14 protein-coding genes are annotated in these 20332 nt (G+C 41.1%); 7 read left to right on the top strand and 7 right to left on the bottom strand.

Annotated features, from left to right (window positions below; translation table 11 throughout):
* Positions 1-3: 3 nt before the first annotated feature.
* Both nusA and rimP read right to left on the bottom strand, forming a co-directional pair.
* A complete protein-coding gene (gene nusA / locus MB380_RS08555; protein WP_101728546.1) occupies positions 4-1248 on the bottom strand; it encodes a transcription termination factor NusA in 1245 nt (414 codons plus the stop codon).
* 93 nt (positions 1249-1341) lie between these two features.
* The gene (gene rimP, locus MB380_RS08550) at positions 1342-1818 is read right to left on the bottom strand and encodes a ribosome maturation factor RimP (protein WP_101728545.1); all 477 of its coding nucleotides are present in this window, start codon (positions 1816-1818) and stop codon (positions 1342-1344) included.
* Between the two features lie 294 nt (positions 1819-2112).
* Here rimP and MB380_RS08545 point away from each other — a divergent pair, with 294 nt between their 5' ends.
* Positions 2113-3429: a hypothetical protein gene (locus MB380_RS08545; RefSeq protein ID WP_253534576.1), complete on the top strand. Its 1317-nt coding sequence runs from the start codon at positions 2113-2115 to the stop codon at positions 3427-3429.
* A 52-nt stretch (positions 3430-3481) separates the two neighbouring features.
* On the opposite strand, the gene MB380_RS08540 is transcribed toward MB380_RS08545, so the two are convergent.
* From MB380_RS08540 to MB380_RS08520, 5 genes are all read right to left on the bottom strand, one after another.
* A complete protein-coding gene (locus tag MB380_RS08540; protein ID WP_253534574.1) occupies positions 3482-5545 on the bottom strand; it encodes an LruC domain-containing protein in 2064 nt (687 codons plus the stop codon).
* Positions 5546-5824: 279 nt separating this feature from the next.
* Complete coding sequence (locus tag MB380_RS08535) at positions 5825-7351, bottom strand: aldehyde dehydrogenase family protein (RefSeq protein ID WP_253534572.1); 1527 nt, start codon at positions 7349-7351, stop codon at positions 5825-5827.
* A 183-nt stretch (positions 7352-7534) separates the two neighbouring features.
* The gene (locus tag MB380_RS08530) at positions 7535-10189 is read right to left on the bottom strand and encodes an MGH1-like glycoside hydrolase domain-containing protein (protein ID WP_253534570.1); all 2655 of its coding nucleotides are present in this window, start codon (positions 10187-10189) and stop codon (positions 7535-7537) included.
* Between the two features lie 204 nt (positions 10190-10393).
* Positions 10394-10990, bottom strand: a complete 597-nt coding sequence (locus MB380_RS08525) for a tRNA-(ms[2]io[6]A)-hydroxylase (protein ID WP_101728541.1) — start codon at positions 10988-10990, stop codon at positions 10394-10396.
* A 47-nt stretch (positions 10991-11037) separates the two neighbouring features.
* Positions 11038-12237, bottom strand: a complete 1200-nt coding sequence (locus MB380_RS08520; protein ID WP_253534568.1) for a class I SAM-dependent methyltransferase — start codon at positions 12235-12237, stop codon at positions 11038-11040.
* A gap of 203 nt (positions 12238-12440) precedes the next feature.
* Here MB380_RS08520 and MB380_RS08515 point away from each other — a divergent pair, with 203 nt between their 5' ends.
* The 6 genes from MB380_RS08515 (at position 12441) to MB380_RS08490 (ending at position 20330) form a co-directional block, all read left to right on the top strand.
* Complete coding sequence (locus MB380_RS08515) at positions 12441-13937, top strand: alpha/beta hydrolase (RefSeq protein ID WP_253534566.1); 1497 nt, start codon at positions 12441-12443, stop codon at positions 13935-13937.
* 223 nt (positions 13938-14160) lie between these two features.
* Complete coding sequence (locus tag MB380_RS08510; protein ID WP_253534564.1) at positions 14161-14466, top strand: hypothetical protein; 306 nt, start codon at positions 14161-14163, stop codon at positions 14464-14466.
* Positions 14467-14664: 198 nt separating this feature from the next.
* Positions 14665-16248, top strand: a complete 1584-nt coding sequence (locus MB380_RS08505; protein WP_253534562.1) for a SulP family inorganic anion transporter — start codon at positions 14665-14667, stop codon at positions 16246-16248.
* Positions 16214-16888 carry a carbonic anhydrase gene (locus tag MB380_RS08500; protein ID WP_253534560.1) on the top strand — a complete coding sequence of 225 codons (675 nt, stop codon included), beginning with the start codon at positions 16214-16216 and terminating at the stop codon, positions 16886-16888. The genes MB380_RS08505 and MB380_RS08500 overlap by 35 nt, the downstream gene beginning before the upstream one ends.
* A 263-nt stretch (positions 16889-17151) precedes the next feature.
* Complete coding sequence (locus MB380_RS08495) at positions 17152-17544, top strand: hypothetical protein (RefSeq protein ID WP_253534559.1); 393 nt, start codon at positions 17152-17154, stop codon at positions 17542-17544.
* A gap of 248 nt (positions 17545-17792) precedes the next feature.
* Entirely contained in the window at positions 17793-20330 is a 2538-nt protein-coding gene (locus MB380_RS08490; RefSeq protein WP_253534558.1) for a YbcC family protein, read from the top strand.
* Positions 20331-20332 lie beyond the last annotated feature (2 nt).

The raw sequence follows: 20332 nt of genomic DNA, 5'->3' as shown, positions 1-20332 counted from the left end.
GTCTTATTCAAATTCTCTACTCAAAATTTCAAATACTTCGGCAATTGTTTCTTCTTCAAGTTCGGTACGACGAGCGATATCCTCTTTTGAAAGCGCCAGAACTGATTTCGCTGTGTCGAGACCAATCTTACGGAACTCATCAAGAATCCACTCCTCAATCTCGTCAGAGAACTCAGACAGGTCAACGTCTTCTTCCTCTTCTTCTCCTTCAAGGTCACGGAATACATCAAGCTCCATATTCACAAGTTTACCTGCCAGTTTGATATTCATACCACCTTTACCGATGGCTAAAGAAACCTGGTCTGGTTTCAGATAAACAGCAACTCTTTTCTTTTCATTATCTACCTGAATACTGCTGATTTTTGCCGGGCTAAGCGCTCTTGAAATCAAAAGATTCAGATTGTCAGTCCATTGTATAACATCAATATTCTCATTTTCGAGTTCACGTACAATTGTGTGAATACGAGAACCCTTCATACCTACACAGGCACCTACGGGGTCAATGCGGTCGTCATAAGACTCCACAGCCACTTTGGCTCTTTCACCCGGCTCGCGAACAATTTTGCGTACTGATATAAGGCCATCAAGAATTTCAGGAATCTCCTGCTCGAATAAACGCTCAAGGAAAACCGGCGACGTGCGCGACAAAGTAATGCGGGGCGTTCCGTTATTCATTTCTACTTTATGAACAACTGCCTTAATACTGGTTCCTTTTCTTGGGCGGTCTTTCGGAATCTGCTCTGATTTCGGCAATACCAGTTCATTACTTTCAGCATCTAAACAAACCAGTTCTTTGCCAAGAATCTGATAAACTTCAACTATTATCAGCTCACCAACCAAATCTTTATATTTGGCATAAAGCATTTCTTTCTCAAGGTCCTTAATTTTCTGGATTAACGTCTGGCGTGCAGTTTGTACTACACGTCGCCCGAAATCTTCCAGTTTTACTTCATCAGCTACTTCTTCACCAATTTCAAAGTCGGGCTGAATCTTGCGGGCTTCAGACAACATAATTTTGTCAGGATCCCAGATATCTTCAGAGTTGTCATCCACAATTTCACGTGTCCGCCACATTTCAAGGTCGCCGCTGTCGGCATTGATGATAACATCAAAATTATGGTCAGTACCGAATTTTTTACGAATCATTGTCCGGAACACATCCTCCAGAACTTTAATCATGGTTGGACGGTCAATGTTTTTTTCACGGGCAAATTCTGAAAACGATGCAATTAACTCTCCGCTGTGCATATTCTGTTCATGAGTTAGCGATTTTGTTGATTTAGTGAATGATTCGCTTCATTCATCAAAACTCATTAAATCAAATTTCTTAATTTTTTATTTTTATTTAAAGGAAATAACTACTTGTGCTTCTTTGATATTATCTAATGAAATAATTACTGGTTCTACAGGTTCATTTTTAGCTTTGCCTGTACGCTTTTTATCTTCAATGATGGTAATCTCCCGGTTAGCAAGACCCTCCAGTTTACCTTTCATTTCTTTTCCGTCATTTAGTACAACTTTTAATGTGCGGCCTACGTTTTTAAGGTACATCCTTTCACTTTTTAAGGGGAAATCAATGCCCGGCGACGACACCTCAAGGGTATATTTATCTGGCATAATTTCGTCCAAGTCTTTGCCCAGTTTACGGCTTATTTCGCTGCATTGGTCAATCATAATTCCCTCATCAGAATCTAGCAAAACTGTCACTTTACTATTGATTCTGGACATAGAAACCTTGATATCCACCACAAAAAACTTATCGTTTTCTAGTAACGGTTGCAGAAGCTCCTCTATTTTCTGTTTATAATCTGTGCTCATTTATTCAATTCTTCGCCCTTCTTCAGCCAAAATAGTTCTTACTTGTAACCAACGAAAAAAGGAGGGCTTCGCTCCTCCTTTTTCACAATTCTAACGCAAAGATAAAGAAATATTTCGTTTTTTGCAAATTTGGTTCTTAAATATGGCCTGTATATTCTCAAAATATTACTTTTTATAGTAATATGCTTGCGGCCATTATGAATAACTATACTAATTATTTATTTTTTCATTTCTTTGCACCCATTTACTGATAGTTTAACTACACCTGTAATCGCTTGAAAAATCTTTTATTTCATGAAAAAATTATTCCTGCATTTCTTAATTATTTGCACAATAGCCTGCAAAGACCATCCTGATACTGATAATTCGGCTCAAAGACTAAATCTACTTGCCGAAAAGTACATAAGGCTCGGCCTTACAATCGGACAATACGATGCCGACTTTGTTGACGCCTATTACGGACCAGATTCGCTTAAACCTACCGGGTTACCTAAAACTGCATTTCCAAAAGACAGCCTTTTGCGTCAGGTAAATGGTCTTATCGGGCAATTAATTGAGTTCAATTCAACGGTAACAAATGACACCCTGGCCAAACGGGCCAAATGGATGAACAGCCAGCTGATAGCATTTGGAAGAAGAATTAACATTTACTCGGGAAAATACCAGAGCTTTGATCAGGAATCGAAAGATTTGTTTGGGGTGGTTGCGCCCACTTATCCTGAAAGCCATTACCAGCAGTTATTGGCCAGGCTAGACAGTCTTTTACCGGGGTCTGGCAGTGTTACGAGCCGCTTTGAAAAACTTGCCAGCCAGTTTGTTATTCCGAAAGTAAAAGTAGATACTGTGTTTAAAACTGCCATTGCCGAGGCACGCAAACGCACCCTGGCGCATTATGAGCTACCTGCCAATGAGAATTTCACGATTGAATACGTAACCGGAAAACCGTGGTCTGGCTATAACTGGTATCAGGGTAATTACCAGAGCAAAATTCAGATAAGTATAGATATGCCTATTTTTATTGAACGCGCCATAGACCTTGCCTGCCATGAGGGGTATCCGGGGCACCACGTATATAATATGCTGCTTGAAAAGAGCTTGTATAAAGATAAACATCAGGTAGAAATTGCTTTGTATCCGTTGTTTAGCCCGCAATCATTAATTGCTGAAGGCAGCGCCAATTATGGTATAGAGGTGGCTTTTCCGGGTAGTGAAAAAAATAAGTTTCTGAAAGAAGTACTATTACCGCTGGCTGGCCTTAAAACTGAAAATACCGATTTGTATATGGAGGCACTGGCGCTGAAATCGCGGTTGGCCTATGCACGTAATGAAGTAGCACGTGGTATTGTTGACGGTACTTTTAACTCGGCAGAGCAAACCAAATGGCTGAAAACATACGGATTAAGAGAAGACAACTTGTCTAAAAAGGATGTAGCCTTTATTAATAAGTATAGAAGTTACGTAATTAACTATAACTACGGGCAAGATATTATTAAAACCTATATTGAATCTAAAGGCGGCACGGCCGATAACCCGGCTAAACGTTGGGAAGTGTTCAGATGGTTATTGAGTAATCAGGTAAGACCTGCCGATTTAATTGATACAAAAAAATAAAAAAAATGGGGCTGAAAATCAACAGCCCCATTTATTATTATCTGATCGTCAATTATCTATTCGGTTTATAAATCTTGTCTTCATTTGTATAACCGGCCTTTTTCAGATACCAGTCAGGATAATTAGCGCCTGCGCTTTCTGACCATGTTGAGAAGAAATTGTAGGCATCTGTAATAGGCTTGGTTTCGAATGGATATCTGAATTCAGAGTAGATATTCAACGCCCAAGGCATACCATTGGCAGTTTTATAATATTTGCCTTCACTTGTCGACGATTTGTCATGGCCCGTACCCAGCAATGCCGGATTTGCCTTGCTTGTAGGCGCCTGATTAATCAGGTGAATTTCTTTTCCTCTTTCCGATGTTTTGAAAATAAAGGCATTATAAGGTGCCGAGCCAAGTATACTTTTTTCAACCGGCGCATTAAAAGCTATATGCATTCTTAGTGTATCAGTAGGCTCAATGTAGGCGCTTCCGGGAAGCGTATTTGCAAAACCACTGGCAGACTTCATTTGTTTAAATGAATTATCAAATGCTATTACGGTTGCTAAAGACTGGCCGGCTTCAAGGCCATTTGCGGCAAGAGACACTACACCATCTTTAAGCGAATGACCCGTTACAGACTTAACATCAGATGGTGCAATAGGCATCTGGAATCCCCAGCCGCAGGCAAATGTTGCCCCTATGGCTTTTACATAAGCTTTAAGGTCCATCTCAACTACCTGGTTCCTGCCATTTAACACCTCTTTGAATTGATAGTTAACCACAAGGTCGTTCATGTCATAGTCGCCCTTGTATGGCCATAAGTCTTCATAAGCCAGCGTACTGAAAGTATTCTTAGTTGGCGTATAATTGTTAATTGCTTTGGTTGCATCCTCAGGATACTCATCGTCATAATCATTTACGCCGTCTCCGTCTTTATCTGAAACGTTATCAACAAGCGGAATACCATTGGCATCAAATGCTTTAACGGGATTCGACATCGCATAGAAAATAGCATCGTTGAAGTCTTCATCACTGTTTTGTTCACGGTTTCTGTCTTCAAAAGAAAGAATGAAACGATTGGTGGCTGGGTCGTTCAAGACAATAAAGTGACGTCTTTTTAGTGGGTCAGACTCAACGTTAAAATCATCATGGCCATAAATTGCATTCAAACCTTTACCTACAGTTTTAGTGTTGGCGTCAAAAGCATTGGCCAATAGCACAAAACCAATGGCAGTACCGCCTGGGAATCTACCGATTTTTACCCTGTCGCCCAAAGCAAGTCCACCGCCACTTCCGGCATAAGAAACATTCGGGAAAATGATATTAATCTTGCTGATATCTTTAATTTTTGTAGGCGGGTTGTTCGGGTCAAAAGTATAATAACCCAGTGCGTTCAGGTAACTTGCACCTTCGTGTACAAAAGTAATCCAGACATCTGCCAGTTCTTTTACATACAAGTAGTTTCTGTTGCTACCAACCAGGTTTTCTGGGTGTTTGGCTGCATAAGATTTACTTTCAGGCAGGGTCTGATTAACAGTTTTAAGAAACTCAGAAGTTACAATATCTTTTTGAGGGTCAAGGTAGTTAGGTACACCTGCGTTGTTCCAGGTACCCAGGTAATCAAAAGGCGGGTAATCCTGAGCACTTACTCTGGCGCCAACAAAAGGCTCCTGGTTGGTTTGGTCAATGCTGCCGTAAGTTTTAGGGTTTTTACCACCAAACGTAACATTAACCGTATTATTCTTAACGTCAGTAACAATTTCAGAAGGCAGACCGATGAAACTCAATTGCAATGAAACCTTTTTTACATAAGTTGGTATTTTCTGGGTCATGGTCAGTAACCCATTGGTACCTGTAATACCTTTGAAAAGAAGCTCGTTTTCAGGAGAGCTGTAAACTGAAACAACTATTCCTCTGATTGGGCCGTCGTTGTTATCAAAAGTACCAATCTCAAACTTAACATCTGCTGTGGTATTAAATTCAAAACCGGCAGGGATATTGAGTTTATCAATGGCGGCTGTTGAGTTATCGGCAGGTGTGGTGGGAGTTGGGGTATCCTCTCCGAACTGAGGCATACAGGAACTCAGTAACACAGCGATAACGATGGTCAGGAAACTAAGGCTTCTTTTCATTGCTTTAAAAATTAATGATATTTGTGTCTCGGTAGTTTATTGCAAACTGGTTGACACAAATTTTTACATTAATAAAAAGCTATAAATGGTTTTTCGATAATTGGAAGAAAAAAAGGGTATAACGACTATTTTCAACCGACGAAAAAATGCCAGAAAACGCGTTTTCTGGCAAAAATAACTACTCCCGAAACAATAAATAAGTCAACAAAACGCGGTAATTGTACAATTAAAATTATTAAACGGTACCAATTTTGGCAAATATTTTATTTTACGGTCGTTTTAAATATCAAACTTTATACCCTGTGCCAAGGGCAAATGAGTACCATAATTAATAGTGTTTGTCTGCCTGCGCATGTAGTTTTTCCAGGCATCAGAGCCACTCTCCCGGCCACCTCCTGTTTCTTTTTCGCCACCAAAAGCCCCACCAATCTCGGCACCCGAAGTACCAATATTTACGTTGGCGATTCCGCAGTCTGACCCATTGGCAGATAAAAAGCGCTCAGCCTCTCTCACATTTAATGTAAAAATGGCTGAAGAAAGACCCTGAGGAACGGCGTTCTGAATCTCAATTGCCTGTTCAATGGTTCTGTATTTGATTACATATAAAATAGGAGCAAAAGTTTCGTGGCATACCATAGGCGATTGCTCTTCAACTTCAATAATAACTGGCTTTACATAACAGCCCGACTCATAGCCTGCTCCTGTTAAAATTCCGCTGCCGGTAAGTAATTTGCCACCCTCTTCCAGTGCGGTTTCTATGGCAGACAAATAGTTTTTTACCGCAGCTGTGTCAATCAAAGGGCCGACGTGATTATTGATGTCGAGCGGATCACCTATCCGAAGTTGTGAATAGGCCTTCACCAGACTATTTTTTACTTCTTCGTAAACACTTTCGTGCAAAATCAGTCGTCTGGTGGTGGTGCATCTTTGGCCTGCTGTACCAACAGCGCCGAAAACAACAGCCGGAATAACCAGTTTCAAATCGGCATTTTCAGTTACAATTATAGCATTATTGCCGCCTAGTTCTAACAAACTCCTGCCCAGTCGATTGGCCACTGCGCTACCCACTGCCTTGCCCATCAGGGTAGACCCTGTGGCAGAGACCAACGGAATCCGGGTATCGGTGGCCAGCCACTCTCCTACTTTTCTATCACCTATAATGAGGCATGAAACACCCTCAGGAATATCATTTTTCTTCAATACATCACAAATTATATTCTGACAGGCAATGGCCGAAAGCGGTGTTTTTTCAGAGGGTTTCCATACACATACGTCGCCGCAAACCCATGCCAGCATGGCATTCCATGACCAGACAGCCACCGGAAAATTAAAGGCTGATATAATACCAACCACCCCAAGCGGATGCCATTGCTCATACATGCGGTGTTGCAGGCGTTCTGAATGCATACTTAGCCCATACAATTGTCTGGATAACCCGACTGCAAAATCACAGATATCTATCATTTCCTGCACTTCTCCCCAGCCTTCCTGCAAACTTTTGCCCATTTCATAGCTTACCAGCCTGCCCAGATTATCTTTATTTGCACGCAGGGCATCTCCCATCTGCCTCACTATTTCTCCTCTTTTCGGAGCCGGCACATTCCGCCAGATACTGAAGGCTTCTCCTGCCTTTATCATTACTTTTTCATAATCGGCATGTGTTGCCTGACGAACCTTACCTATAAGGGCGCCTTCAACCGGCGAAAACGAGCTGAGAACCTTTCCGGCTCCGGCCCACGACGCAACTCCGGTGCTTACGCCTTCATTTACTGATTTTATACCCAGTGCTTTTAAGACTTTTTTCATTGCAGGTTTTGTTTGTTGAGTTAGCCGGCAAATATACAAATTGCTTATTTTAATAATATTGGCCCGGAACTAATATTTGAAACGTTTTTTAAATTAAAATCTTTTGTAACGTCTAAAAAAACAGCCTCACCCGTTTTAACGGAATGAGGCTGAACAAAATTCAAATATCAGTCAAATAAGCGTTTACTGGATTTTAGCAGCTTCTTTGTCGCTTACGGCAGCAATTAAATCTGCCACCAGGCCTGTCCAGCCACATTGGTGGGCAGCTCCCAGACCAGCTCCGGTATCGCCGTTAAAATATTCGTAGAACAGATATAAATCTTTAAAATGAACATCGTCGTCAAATTTGCTATGTCCATTCATGGCCGGGCGCTTGTTATCTTTTCCGGCCATAAAAATATTAATTAGCCTTTGGGCTACCATCATGGTAGCTTCTTTGATTGACATAATATTGCCCGAATTGGTTGGGTACTCAATCTCAAAATCATCTCCGTAATACTCATAAAATTTAAGCATTGAATCAATAATCAGGAAATTGATTGGAAACCAGATAGGTCCACGCCAGTTAGAATTTCCGCCCATAATACTCAAATCAGATTCTGCCGGTGTGTACTGCACACTCAGAATCTCGCCATGCATATTAAATTTATATGGATTTTCGTGATGCGATTTGGATAATGACCTTAAGCCGTAGTCAGACAGAAACTCGGCTTCGTCGAACATCCGTTTTACTACCATTTTCATCCGGTGCCCGCGCAACAAGGCAAGCAAATGGGTTGCCCCCTTGCCCGGTTCATGCCATCTCGAAATTAATGAAGCCAGGTCTGGCCTGTTATTTAAAACCCACTCTACCCTGCGTTTAAAGTCTGGCAGCTTGTCGAGCATATCTTCATCTAAAACTTCTACTGCACACAATGGAATTAGCCCTACGTAAGAGCGGATTTTCATAAATATCGTTTCGCCATTCGGGGCATGCAGTTTATCATAATAAAACTGGTCGCTTTCATCCCACAGCCCCAGGTCATTACCTTTTATGGGTCTGTTAATGGCCCCGGCGATGTGCAGAAAATGCTCAAAAAATTTAGAGGCCATATCCTGATAAACGGGCCGTTCAAGGGCAATTTCACAGGCAATTCGAAGCATATTCAGGGTATACATGGCCATCCAGCCTGTGGCATCGGCCTGCTCCAGCCTTACGCCGGGTATCTGGGTGTTGCGGTCAAATACACCAATGTTATCCAGCCCAAGAAAACCACCACCAAAAATATTATTACCCTCTTCGTCTTTCTGGTTTACCCACCACGTAAAGTTCATTAACAGTTTGTGAAAGACTTTCTCAAGAAACAAAATATCGCCTTTTCCATTATTTTTTTTGTCAATTTCATAAACTTTCCAGGTTGCCCAGGCGTGTACCGGAGGGTTTACGTCAGAGAAGTTCCATTCATAGGCAGGTAGCTGCCCGTTAGGGTGCATGTAGTATTCGCGCAGGATAACTGCCAGCTGCCGTTTGGCAAAGTCGGGGTCAATTCGGGCTAGTGTAAGGGTATGAAAGGCCAGGTCCCAGGCTGCAAACCACGGATACTCCCATTTATCAGGCATTGACAATATATTTGCCATATAGGCGTGTTTCCAGGTATGATTACGCTGGTACGCCCTGCCTTTAAACTCAAACGGCATTTTAGGGTCGCCGTTGGTCCACTCGTTTATATTATAGTAATAAAACTGCTTGTTCCACATCATACCGGCAAATGCCTGCCGCTGGATTCGGCGCAGTTCTTCTGAATTAACGTTTTTCTGTACCTCAGCATAAAAATCTTCTGCATCCTGGATTCTTGACTCAAAAATATCATCAAAATCCTGAAACGGTTTATTCAGCTTGTTCTGGCTGAACCTTAGCCTGACCGTAAATGAGTCGCCACCTTCTATGGTACGGGTATATCTGGCGGCTGCCTTAGAACCTATCTTGTTCGGATTAACATACTTATCTTTTCCGGTAATGACATAATTGCTGATTCCGTCTTTTACGTACATGGTATTGTTGGGCTTTCCGAAAACACGTTCCATATTGGTTTCGTTTTCGCAGAAAAGCAGCTCGTCGGCTTCGTCCAGATACAATTTGTATTTACCTACCATGTGGTGATTGGCCTCTATCTGAGAATTGGCAATTCCGGTAAGCATCGGCTTTTGCTTAAAATTCTCGTAGCCCCACGACCATGTATTTCTGAACCAGATAGTTGGCAGAATAGTTAACCTGGCCGCCTTTGCCCCACGATTATGGGCTGTTAATTTAACCAGCACATCGGTTTCATCAGCTTTGGCGTATTCAATAAAAATATCAAAGTACTCGTCGTTGTCAAAAATACCGGTTTCTAAAATCTCAAACTCAGGGTCTTTTCTGGATCTGCGCTGGTTTTCTTCAATAATGCGTTTGTATGGAAACTCATTATGAGGATACTTGTAGAGCATCTTCATATATGAGTGCGTGGGGGTGCTGTCCAGGTAGTAATAGAGTTCTTTAACATCCTCTCCGTGATTCCCCTCTGAACCAGCAAGCCCATATAATCTTTCTTTTACAATTTTATCCTGATGATTCCAGAACGAAAAGGCGATACACATAAACTGCTTGTTATCTGATATACCACCGATGCCATCTTCGCCCCAACGATAGGCCCACGAGCGAGCCATGTCATGAGAAACATAGTCCCAAGTACTGCCATAAACACTGTAATCTTCTCGCACTGTTCCCCATTGTCTTTCCGACAGGTAGGGCCCCCATCGCTTCCATCCTTTGTTATCTTTTCTTAGGTTAAGTCTTATCTTCTCCGCCAGTTCAGTCATGATAGGTTTGTTTAGGTGGTATTTGCAAAAATAGAAAAAAATGCAAAAGATGAAATGTATGGTATTTAATGAATTGTAAAAATTAAAAAACTTGTTGCTTTAATGCAAAGGAGATTTCGGCAGAATTCAGAATTTTGAAATAACCAGTCGCTGCTCATCATTTGCAGCACAAATGTACTTTAAACAATTGGTTATCAGGTGGCATTAATGAAAACGGTCTTTTCTTACTTCAAGCGTTTTCATGATTTCGGCTTCCTGCTCAAGAAACCTTACCCACCTTTCTCTGACCTGCTCTTTTGGCATGTATTCCTCGGCCAGTTCTATAAAGTTTCTGTAATGCCCTGCTTCAGATATCATCAGTTCATGATAAAACTTCCTGAGGCTTTCGTCAGCAATGTTTTCTGAAAGCAGCTTGAAACGTTCTGCACTGCGCGCTTCAATTAAAGCGCATATTAGTAGCTGCTCCATTAGCCTGATGCCGTTGTCAGAAGTTTTAGTGATACAGGCCTGAAGTTTCTCTACATATTCATCTTTCCTTTTATGAGACAGTTTTATGCCTCTTTTGCGCATTTCTTTTAGTACTCTTTGAAAATGCCCCCATTCTTCTGCAACTACAGGTGTAAGTGTTTCAACCAGTTTTTCTTTTTCCGGATATCTGACAATGAGCGATATACAAGAAGAAGCCGCCTTTTGCTCGCAAAAAGCATGGTCTATGAGAATATCCGCCAGGTTCATTTCTGCAATATCAACCCAACGTGGGTCAGTAGGTAATTTAAGGCCTAAAGTAGTTAGAGATTGCATTTATTAACTTTTGTTAAAATTCAGCGTGCTTATGCTTAACCTTGCTCTTAGGTTTGCCATGGTTCAGTGGGTTTCTGGCAAATCAATATTATTTTTTGGTGCTTAAAATTTTCAGTTGCAAACAAATAAGTGTCGCCACCGTCTTTTAAGCCAAGCTTCTTTTTTACTTCTTCTGCCTTTATTGGAAAATTTCTTGTACTTACATTTGCCTGGTTGTTATTCAGATGTGCCAGCACCTCACTTTTATCGAATCGGCAAACCGACTGGCAGGCAAAAACTCTTCCCGGAAAATCTTTTATAAGCTTATCAGTTGTATACAGATGGCTGTTGACAGAGAGTTTGTTCAGCCCGTACTTTTGAGCTATGCTTTTAAAGGCCCCGGCTTTAAGCAAGGCAGCGTTGGGTTCATAAATGTAGCCCAAAGGCAAACTAAACTGCACCTCAGCCATTTGCTCTGCCTCATAGTTAAAGCTAAAGGTTTGCCAGTGGTTATTTATTAAATTGGCAGCCGTAATTTTAGCATGGCCGTCGGATTTATGGCACAAAAATAGTAGCTCTTTTACTTCATTGTCCACTGCTACAATGTGCACCTCCGCCACCGCTTCCAGCTGAGACATGGCCAGCTTTATATCCAGCATGGGTGAATACTTTATTAAAAAGCTGGATAATTTATGCTTTATCTGTAATATATCAGGCTCACAATCTTCAATTTTAAAAACTTTGTTTTTTGAAGCGTCTCTTCTGGCTGGGTCTATATAAAAGTGCGTATCGGCAGCCAGATTTGCAGCAGACAAAAACTGAACCGCATCTGCATTAACCACTTGTATGTTATTAAGCCCCAACGTTTTAAAATTGCTGGCTGCTATTTCGGTAAGGCTTTTGTTTCTTTCAACGTAAATGACAGACTGATGACTTCTGGCAAACGCTGCGCTGTCTACTCCCATTCCGCCTGTCAGGTCAATTAAATTCGGGTATCCGGCATTAAAAAAAAGTCGGGCCTTGTATTCTGCAGTAGCCTCAGACGAAGACTGCTCTACTGAAAGGGATGCAGGGTAAATGATATCCGGATTGGCATACCAACCCGGCAGTTTAAATTTTGCTTTTTGCCTGGCTACCCATTGGTCGGCTACCAGATGCAAAAAGTCAGTTTTCAGTTTATCCGGATTTTTCAGAACATACGCCTGAATATCAGTAATTTGCAACTGCCATGCTTTATCTCTTGCGAGCCTGAGTGTTTCTATGTTCATCTACTTAGCTTGTTCGTCCTGCTACCACAATTAAGCAGTAAAATTAAAAGAATTAGACAGCCCCGGCAAATGAAACTTGCGGTTTAACGGTTGCCCACCCAATAAAAACCAAATAAAAACTTTAATGCCTGGCACACATTACAAAACCTAAAAAATGGTTAAATTGCATGTAGAGTATCAGTAAACTAATACTTTATTTACAGATGAAAAACCTTTACTTAGCCTTAGCATTACAATTAGTTACTGTTTGTCTGTTAAAGGCGCAAACCATTGACACTGAGAAGCAGGCTTATCTTGCTGAAATAAAAACGATAGGAAAACAATTCAGTGGTAGTTTTTACCGCAACTACAAGACTATTTACAGCAGACCTGAAAAGGAGTTTATTCAATTGATAGATTCTTCCAGAACAGTTTTCAATCATGCGCTTCAACAATATAAAGGCAAACTTGATGCTAAATTTTACCAAAACCAAAAGGCAGAAATAAAGTATTATTTCGACAAACTCTTGATTGAATATCCTTTAACACATGAAGTTTATGTTAATGCCTCACCTGCCAATCGTTCAAAAATTCCACTTTTGTTAAAGGCAAATCAGGCAGACTTCAATAAACCGGATTTATTAACCAACACCGACTTCACTAGCTACTTTAAGGCATTTATAGCCCTGAAAACAAGTCTGGAGCTGCGCAAAGGGAATTATAAAAACCAGGACAACCAGCATTTTCTGGTTTCATGGAAAACCATCCAATCTTATATCAGCAACAAAAAATGTCTGGAATACTGGCAGTTTGATTACCTGTATAACCAAATTGATAACAACGGAACCAAGCAAATAGACAAGTATTATAAAAAGTTTGTAAGCACCACATCAGATACCTCGTTAGTTAAGAAGGTTAAACGCCTGTATGATGAAGACCTGGCAGCCTTGAAAAACCACGTTATAAAACCCTATAAAAAAGCAGGGGCTTTTAGTTTGGATATTCATGTTTTTGTGCCTGATACACTTCAATACACCGGGGGAAGGCCTACTATTGTTTTTTTTCATGGAGGTAGCTGGAGTGAAGGAAAACCTGACTGGTTTTTCAGTACCTGCCAAAGCTATGCAGTCAAAGGATGGGTAGCCTGTGCCGTTGAATACAGAACTTATGGCAGGCATGGCACCCTACCCTTTGAAGCTGTAAAAGACGCCCGCTCGGCCATAAGATGGGTAAGAGAAAATGCCCGAACCTACCATATTGATACATCCAGAGTTGTTGCTACCGGAAACTCGGCAGGCGGGCATCTGGCCCTTGCAACCGCATTGGCAAATAACTGGAACGAAAAAACGGATAATTTGTCCGTTAGCCCGGCACCTAATGCACTGGTTATTAATGCCGGCGTGTATGACCTGACCGACGACATAACTGCGTGGATAAGAAAAGACTTACCAGATAAAAACCAGGCCAGAAGCATATCTCCTAATTTTCTGGTAAATAAAACCTTGCCGCCCGCACTTCTGTTTCATGGTACTAATGATATGAATGTTCCTTTTGAAACCGCCAGAAAATTTGCAACAGATATGATTTCAGCCGGAAATGCAGACATTGATTTTCAACCGCTGGAAGGCGGAGGACATTTTATATGGTTTGACAGAAGGTTTGCAGATAAAATGCAAAAGAAAAGAAACGAATTTTATAAAAAGTATGGATTTGAGAACTGATGAGTATGCTACCGGGTATGATAACCCGCTTACAACAATCAGAAAACACTTAAAAATAAGGAAATTTTAAACTTAAATTCTTTAACGAAAGACAAACCCAAAATTAAATTCTTATAAAATGTCCACAACTCAGTTTTTTTTATGGTACAAGAGCTGAACGCATGAACGAATTTAAAAATTTTTTCGTTATTTTGTCAACTCAAAGGGATTCCACTCTCATTTTATGACCAAAAGATTTGCAGTTTTCATTCTGTTTCTGATTATCGAATGTTCGACCTTCAGCGAATACGTCAAAGATTTCTTTGGCGAGGTAATCTCTTGCAGCGTTGATATCTGTGAAGGAGACGGCAATGAATGTGAAAATGAGAATCAGGAGAACAAAAATGAGCCGAACAAGTATCTGATATCATTCTTCGAGCTCAATTTTACTTTTGATGTTTTTCAAACTGAAAAAAGTACCTATTTAGATACGAAATCCTCCGAGCGTTTTCCTTACAGATTCATACAATCTCCCCCTCCAAAGGCGTAATTCCTTACCAATTGGCTTCGCCTCTTATCATTCTGTTGCAAAGTAAAATCCGTTTTTATTTGTCTTTATGCCATTCATAGGCATTGAGCAAGCTGTTGGGGTTTTCTGCAGGCTTTTCTGGCTATATTCTAAACCGGGTTTAGGTTATTGCACCAGAACCACTTGAAGAGCAATCTGAACAATCATCTATCCAAAACAATGAAATCAAGTATAAATTTTTCAAATCTTAAAAGCGATCTTCCTGCGGGTCTTGTCGTTTTTCTTGTGGCTCTTCCTTTATGCCTGGGCGTTGCTCTTGCATCAGGCGCACCACTCATTTCGGGTATAATTGCAGGTGTTGTAGGTGGCATTGTTGTGGGCCTGGTTAGTGGGTCTCAGCTGGGCGTAAGTGGCCCGGCGGCCGGGCTTACCGTAATTGTATTGAATGCCATTACTGAAATTGGCGCATTTGATTCTTTTTTACTGACAGTTGTGCTGGCCGGGGTAATACAGATCATTCTCGGAGCCCTCAAAGCAGGTGTAATCGGTTATTACTTTCCGTCATCTGTTATTAAAGGAATGCTCACCGCCATCGGTATAATAATTATTCTGAAGCAGATTCCGCATGTGGCCGGAATAGACAAAGATTATGAAGGAGACGAAGCCTTTGCTCAGAAAGACGGTGAAAACACCTTTTCTGAATTATTGAACATCACTGAATTTTTTAACGAGGGCGCACTGGTAATTGGGGTAATATCAATTCTGGTATTGATACTCTGGGACCAGAACTTTATCAAAAAAAATAAACTTTTGGGCATTATACCCGGGCCTTTGATTGCCGTTTTACTGGGTATTTTGCTGAACAGCGGCCTGGGAATTTTACCTGCCAATTTTCATTTACAGAGTAACCATCTGGTAACTTTACCGGTAGCAGGTTCTATTTCTGAGTTTTCGGGCCTTTTAGCCTTTCCCAATTTCGCTGCTATATCAAATCCTCTCATCTGGAAAACAGCTTTTGTAATTGCAATTGTTGCCAGCCTTGAAACGCTTTTATCTGTAGAAGCAACCGACAAACTTGACCCCCAAAGCAGAATTACACCTACCAACCGCGAACTGGTTGCGCAGGGTACGGGCAATATCGTATCGGGGCTATTGGGTGGTATTCCTGTAACACAGGTTATTGTGCGCAGTTCGGCCAATATTCTTGCCGGTGGTAAATCGCAGATGTCAACTATTATTCACGGACTCATTCTTTTAATTTGTACCCTGAGTATTCCTTCCATGCTCAACCTTATTCCGTTGGCTTCTTTAGCTGCGGTGCTAATTATGGTTGGGTACAAACTTGCCAAACCAAGCGTTTTTAAAACCATGTTTAAAGAAGGACCAGACCAGTTTATACCATTTGTGGTTACTGTGGCGGCCGTTGTTTTTACTGACCTTCTTACAGGTATAGGTGTTGGCACACTGGTAGCTATGATATACATTTTATATACCAACTATAAAGGTTCTATGTCGGTAGTAAGAGACAAGAACAATGTTTTGATTCAGTTTAATAAAGACATATTTTATTTTAACAAGTCGGAGCTGATGCAGAACCTGGCTTCCCTTAATTCGGGCGATATTGTGCTGATAGACGGTACCAGAACTACATTTATTGACCATGACATTTTCCTGACACTTGAAGAATTTCAGGCAGAAGCCAAATCAAGACATATTAATATTGAATTTAAGAATATCAAAAGAAGAAAATTAAACTACAGGAAAAGTGATGGAATCGTATCAAAAACTCTTATTAGCCAATAAAGCTTGGGCTTCTGAGAAACTTCAGCTAGACCCAACCTATTTCAAGAACCTGGCAGCTGACCAAAAGCCTGAGTTTTTGTGGATTGGTTGCTCTGACAGCCGCGTACCAGCCGACCAGGTGTCTGGCACGCAACCCGGAGAAATTTTTGTTCACCGGAATGTGGCCAATCTGGTAATACATACTGACATGAGTATGCTGAGTGTTTTGCAATATGCTGTTGAGGTGCTTAAGGTTAAGCATATTCTGGTGGTAGGGCATTATCAGTGCGGAGGCGTAAAGGCTTCGATGACCAACAACGACTACGGATTAATCAATAACTGGTTGAGAAACATTAAAGATGTTTATACCAAATATCAGGACGAATTACAGAGCATTGATGACGATCAGGAAAGATTTGACCGCCTGGTGGAAGTAAACGTAATTGAACAGGTAAAAAATGTTGCCAAAACAACCATTGTGCAGAATGCCTGGTCTAATAGCGAGTACCCGATGATACATGGCTGGGTGGTAGACCTGAAAACAGGTTTAATTAAACCTATTATTGAGATTGAATCGAAAGACCATGATGCATTGGAAGATGTCTACAACTTTGATTTTAACAAGAAAAAGAAGAAAGCGATAGAAGAGGTAGACGTTTAAAGAGACAGTTTGCGTTTGTTTTTAAAGGCGTCTGTCAGCAAATTACATTTGCTATGACGGGCGTCTTTTTTTATTTCTAATCGTTTGAAAATCAGATTAAAAGCTGATTAAATTAACGTTTACGATTGGACATTCGGGCTAACAGAATAGGACAAATCCAAGATTAAAGTCCGTTTTATAAAAACCCCTCTTGTGTCATTTTAGCTATTTCTTACATTTGCAACAGTAGTTTCTTATTCAGGAGGAAAATTGTTCAAATTGTAATGTTTAAAAGATTTTTCAATACCCATTCTTTTCGGATTCTGGCCATTCAATGGTTGGTATTGATATCTTTGTTTTACACCAACTCAATTGCTGCACCTCAACTGGCCACTGTGCCGGCAGATATTCCTGTCAACCTGCATCAGTCGGCCCTGTTTCATCCGTTTACATTATCTACTTTTTTTCACCATGAGCTTCCTGCTGAAGTAATTATGGCCGAAGAAGTAATGCCCGATGATGACGTTCTGGAGAATTTTTATCAGCATCATCCGGTTATATTGATTCAGTCATTTAATTCCCGACAGGTAATTGCCAAAGCGCATAGCCATTCAACGGCTAACAATCGCCATTTGTATCTCCTTTATTGTTCCTGGAGACATTTTATTTTCCTTTAATCATCTTCAATTATATGCCTTGTTCTTATCAGTCGGTCAATTCTGGACCGAATGCAAGTAGGCATAAATAGTTTTCGTCCGGTAAAGCATTACCTAAAACCCGGCCCGGTTTCATACAGCATTATTTACCTGTTTACTGCCCTTGTATCTGAAGAGGAGAAAGGGGCTAAGGGTTTCCTCTAATGAGAAAGGGCAGTTAAGGTAAATCACCGTCGACAAGTCAAAAAAACAATAAATTATAGTGAAATATGCGCAATCTGAATTTCGACGAGCATCATGTTTTACATGAATTAAAGCATTACTTACCTTCACAAACACCCCTGAAAGACTTTATCCATCACAACTCATTGCATGCCTTTCAGAGTCAGAAATTTTATGATGCTATTTATAAGGCATCTGAAATATTTGGAATTGAAGTGGCTTTCCCTGTTAATGATTACAGAGCTTTGTACAAAAACGGCCGCATCAGGGCAGACGTACTCTCTAAAATTATTAAAGACCGCAAGGGGGAGAAAGATTTTGAACACTGGAAAAAACTTGTGCTTGAAAAAGACTTTCAACAGTCTTTTAATCCTCGGGTAGGCCGGTTAAGAGCTTATTGGAAATCAGTGTATAAAATAGACCTGGATAACCTGGTACAACCTATTTTATTCAGGATTCTCGGTAGCTACCTGGATCAGGGCATTGCCTTATGGCACTTTCCGTTTGAAGACAAAGGCCTGCTGTTTGCCATCAGACAACTAGAAAAAGGTAGTTACAGCAGTTTCTTTAAAAACAAAAGAGCCAGAAACCTACTGCTTGACGAGACCATAACAATAAGCAGCTTGTTGGGTATACTGGTTGGTGATGAGGCTTATTTTGAACAATATATTTTTGACCAGCAATGGAGCCACAGAGGATGGAGCGGACTGGTGGCTTCTATAGAGGATAATCCTGATACCGTTTTATATCATAAAAAAATATCGCTTAAAGACCTGATAATCCTTGATTTGCTACTTGAGATTGATGCACTCGATTCTGCATTGGGCGAGCATTGGAACGCACTGACAAACCAGGTAAGCACACCGCCTTTAGACCTCTTTGCCAAAGTAGAACCAAGCGAGCGACAGGAGGTTTTAAAAATATGGCAGGATGCTTTTGAATGGAGCTATTATGATCAGGTATTTTCGGCGGTAAAATATGCCAAGCTGAATTATGCTGATAAAGATGATGTAACTCAGAAAAGTTTTCAGGCTATATTCTGTATCGACGAGCGTGAAGATTCGCTTCGCCGGCACCTTGAAAGTGTCGATACGAATTCAGAAACGCTCGGATGCCCTGGTTTTTTTGGGGTTGAGTTTTATTTTCAGCCGCAGAATGGTAAGTTCTATGAAAAACTATGCCCTGCCCCGGTTACACCGAAGTATCTGGTGAAAGAATATGATGTAAAAGAAAAGAAAAAACACGAGCTGCTATATACCAAACAATCTCACAATTTTGTTCAGGGCTTTTTCATTTCTCTTTCATTGGGCTTAATGGCAGCCTGGAAATTACTACAAGGCTTGTTTGTGCCAAAATCAAGCCCCGCGTTTGCCAGTGCGTTCAGACACATGAATATTGACGGCCAACTGCATTTTGAAAACAAAAGCCCCGACGACATAGAAAACGGCCTGCAGGTTGGCTTTACCGTTGAAGAAATGGCGGTAAGAGTAGAAGGCCTTCTGAGAGGCATAGGTATGGTAAAAGATTTTGCGCCACTAGTTTATGTAGTGGGGCATGGCGCCAGCAGTGCCAATAATCCACACCATGGAGCTTATGACTGCGGCGCATGTAGTGGTAGACCGGGTTCTGTTAATGCCAGGGTTTTTGCGGCAATGGCCAATCACCCCAAAGTAAGAGCCTTGCTTGATGCAGGCGGGCTTCATATACCAGAGCAAACCCAGTTTATTGGCGCCCTGCACGATACATCAAGCGATGAAATTGCTTTCTATGATGAACTTCAGATATCTGCCCAAAACCGGAAGGCGCATGAGGCAAACAAAGAAGCCTTTGAAAACGCGCTGGACCTCAACGCCAAAGAACGCTCAAGAAGGTTTGTATCTATAGACACAAAACAAGACATCAAAAAAGTACGTGAGGCCATCAGGAAACGGTCTGTTTCATTTTTTGAGCCTCGGCCAGAATTGGGCCACAGCACCAATGCTTTGTGCTTTGTCGGGCATCGCAGTCTTACAAAAAATATTTTTCTTGACCGCCGGGCATTCATGAACTCTTATGATTACCGGACTGACCTTGACGGAAAACGCCTATTAGGTGTTATGCGGCCATTGCCGCCCGTTTGCGGTGGTATTAATCTGGAGTACTTCTTCTCAAGAATGGATAACGCCAAAATGGGTGCCGGCACCAAGCTGTCTCATAATATTGTAGGCCTGGTAGGTGTTGTAAGTAGCTGCGACGGAGATTTACGCCCGGGCTTACCCCAACAGATGATTGAAGTGCATGACCCTGTAAGACTGGTAATTATGGTTGAGCATTACCCTGAAGTAATTCTGAATACCATCAGGTCTGAAGCTGCACTTTATGAATGGTTTGCCAATGAATGGGTGCATCTGGTATCTATTCATCCAGACACCAACGAGTTCTATTTCTTCAGAAATGAAAAATTTGAGCCTTTCAAACCGCTTTCTGATAAAGTAAATAAGTTGGATGACATACACGCGTTTCTGGAGTCGGCCACTAAAATGCAGGTAAGCCATATTACCAATGCTACCAAAGAAAACCTACCTGTTCATGTAATAGAAAGATAATT

It is taken from the genome of Emticicia sp. 21SJ11W-3, assembly GCF_024138715.1.
GTDB lineage: Bacteria > Bacteroidota > Bacteroidia > Cytophagales > Spirosomataceae > Emticicia > Emticicia fluvialis.
The sequence above is the reverse complement of the archived record's forward strand: the minus strand, read 5'-3'. Positions and strand labels throughout refer to the sequence as shown.

Coding starts and splice junctions, on each gene's coding strand:
- MB380_RS08520 (WP_253534568.1), bottom strand. CDS start 12,237: ATGAACATAGAAACACTCAGGCTCGCAAGAGATAAAGCATGGCAGTTG.
- MB380_RS08500 (WP_253534560.1), top strand. CDS start 16,214: ATGGAATCGTATCAAAAACTCTTATTAGCCAATAAAGCTTGGGCTTCT.
- MB380_RS08495 (WP_253534559.1), top strand. CDS start 17,152: ATGTTTAAAAGATTTTTCAATACCCATTCTTTTCGGATTCTGGCCATT.
- nusA (WP_101728546.1), bottom strand. CDS start 1,248: ATGCACAGCGGAGAGTTAATTGCATCGTTTTCAGAATTTGCCCGTGAA.
- MB380_RS08510 (WP_253534564.1), top strand. CDS start 14,161: ATGACCAAAAGATTTGCAGTTTTCATTCTGTTTCTGATTATCGAATGT.
- MB380_RS08545 (WP_253534576.1), top strand. CDS start 2,113: ATGAAAAAATTATTCCTGCATTTCTTAATTATTTGCACAATAGCCTGC.
- MB380_RS08515 (WP_253534566.1), top strand. CDS start 12,441: ATGAAAAACCTTTACTTAGCCTTAGCATTACAATTAGTTACTGTTTGT.
- MB380_RS08540 (WP_253534574.1), bottom strand. CDS start 5,545: ATGAAAAGAAGCCTTAGTTTCCTGACCATCGTTATCGCTGTGTTACTG.
- rimP (WP_101728545.1), bottom strand. CDS start 1,818: ATGAGCACAGATTATAAACAGAAAATAGAGGAGCTTCTGCAACCGTTA.
- MB380_RS08525 (WP_101728541.1), bottom strand. CDS start 10,990: ATGCAATCTCTAACTACTTTAGGCCTTAAATTACCTACTGACCCACGT.
- MB380_RS08490 (WP_253534558.1), top strand. CDS start 17,793: ATGCGCAATCTGAATTTCGACGAGCATCATGTTTTACATGAATTAAAG.
- MB380_RS08535 (WP_253534572.1), bottom strand. CDS start 7,351: ATGAAAAAAGTCTTAAAAGCACTGGGTATAAAATCAGTAAATGAAGGC.
- MB380_RS08530 (WP_253534570.1), bottom strand. CDS start 10,189: ATGACTGAACTGGCGGAGAAGATAAGACTTAACCTAAGAAAAGATAAC.
- MB380_RS08505 (WP_253534562.1), top strand. CDS start 14,665: ATGAAATCAAGTATAAATTTTTCAAATCTTAAAAGCGATCTTCCTGCG.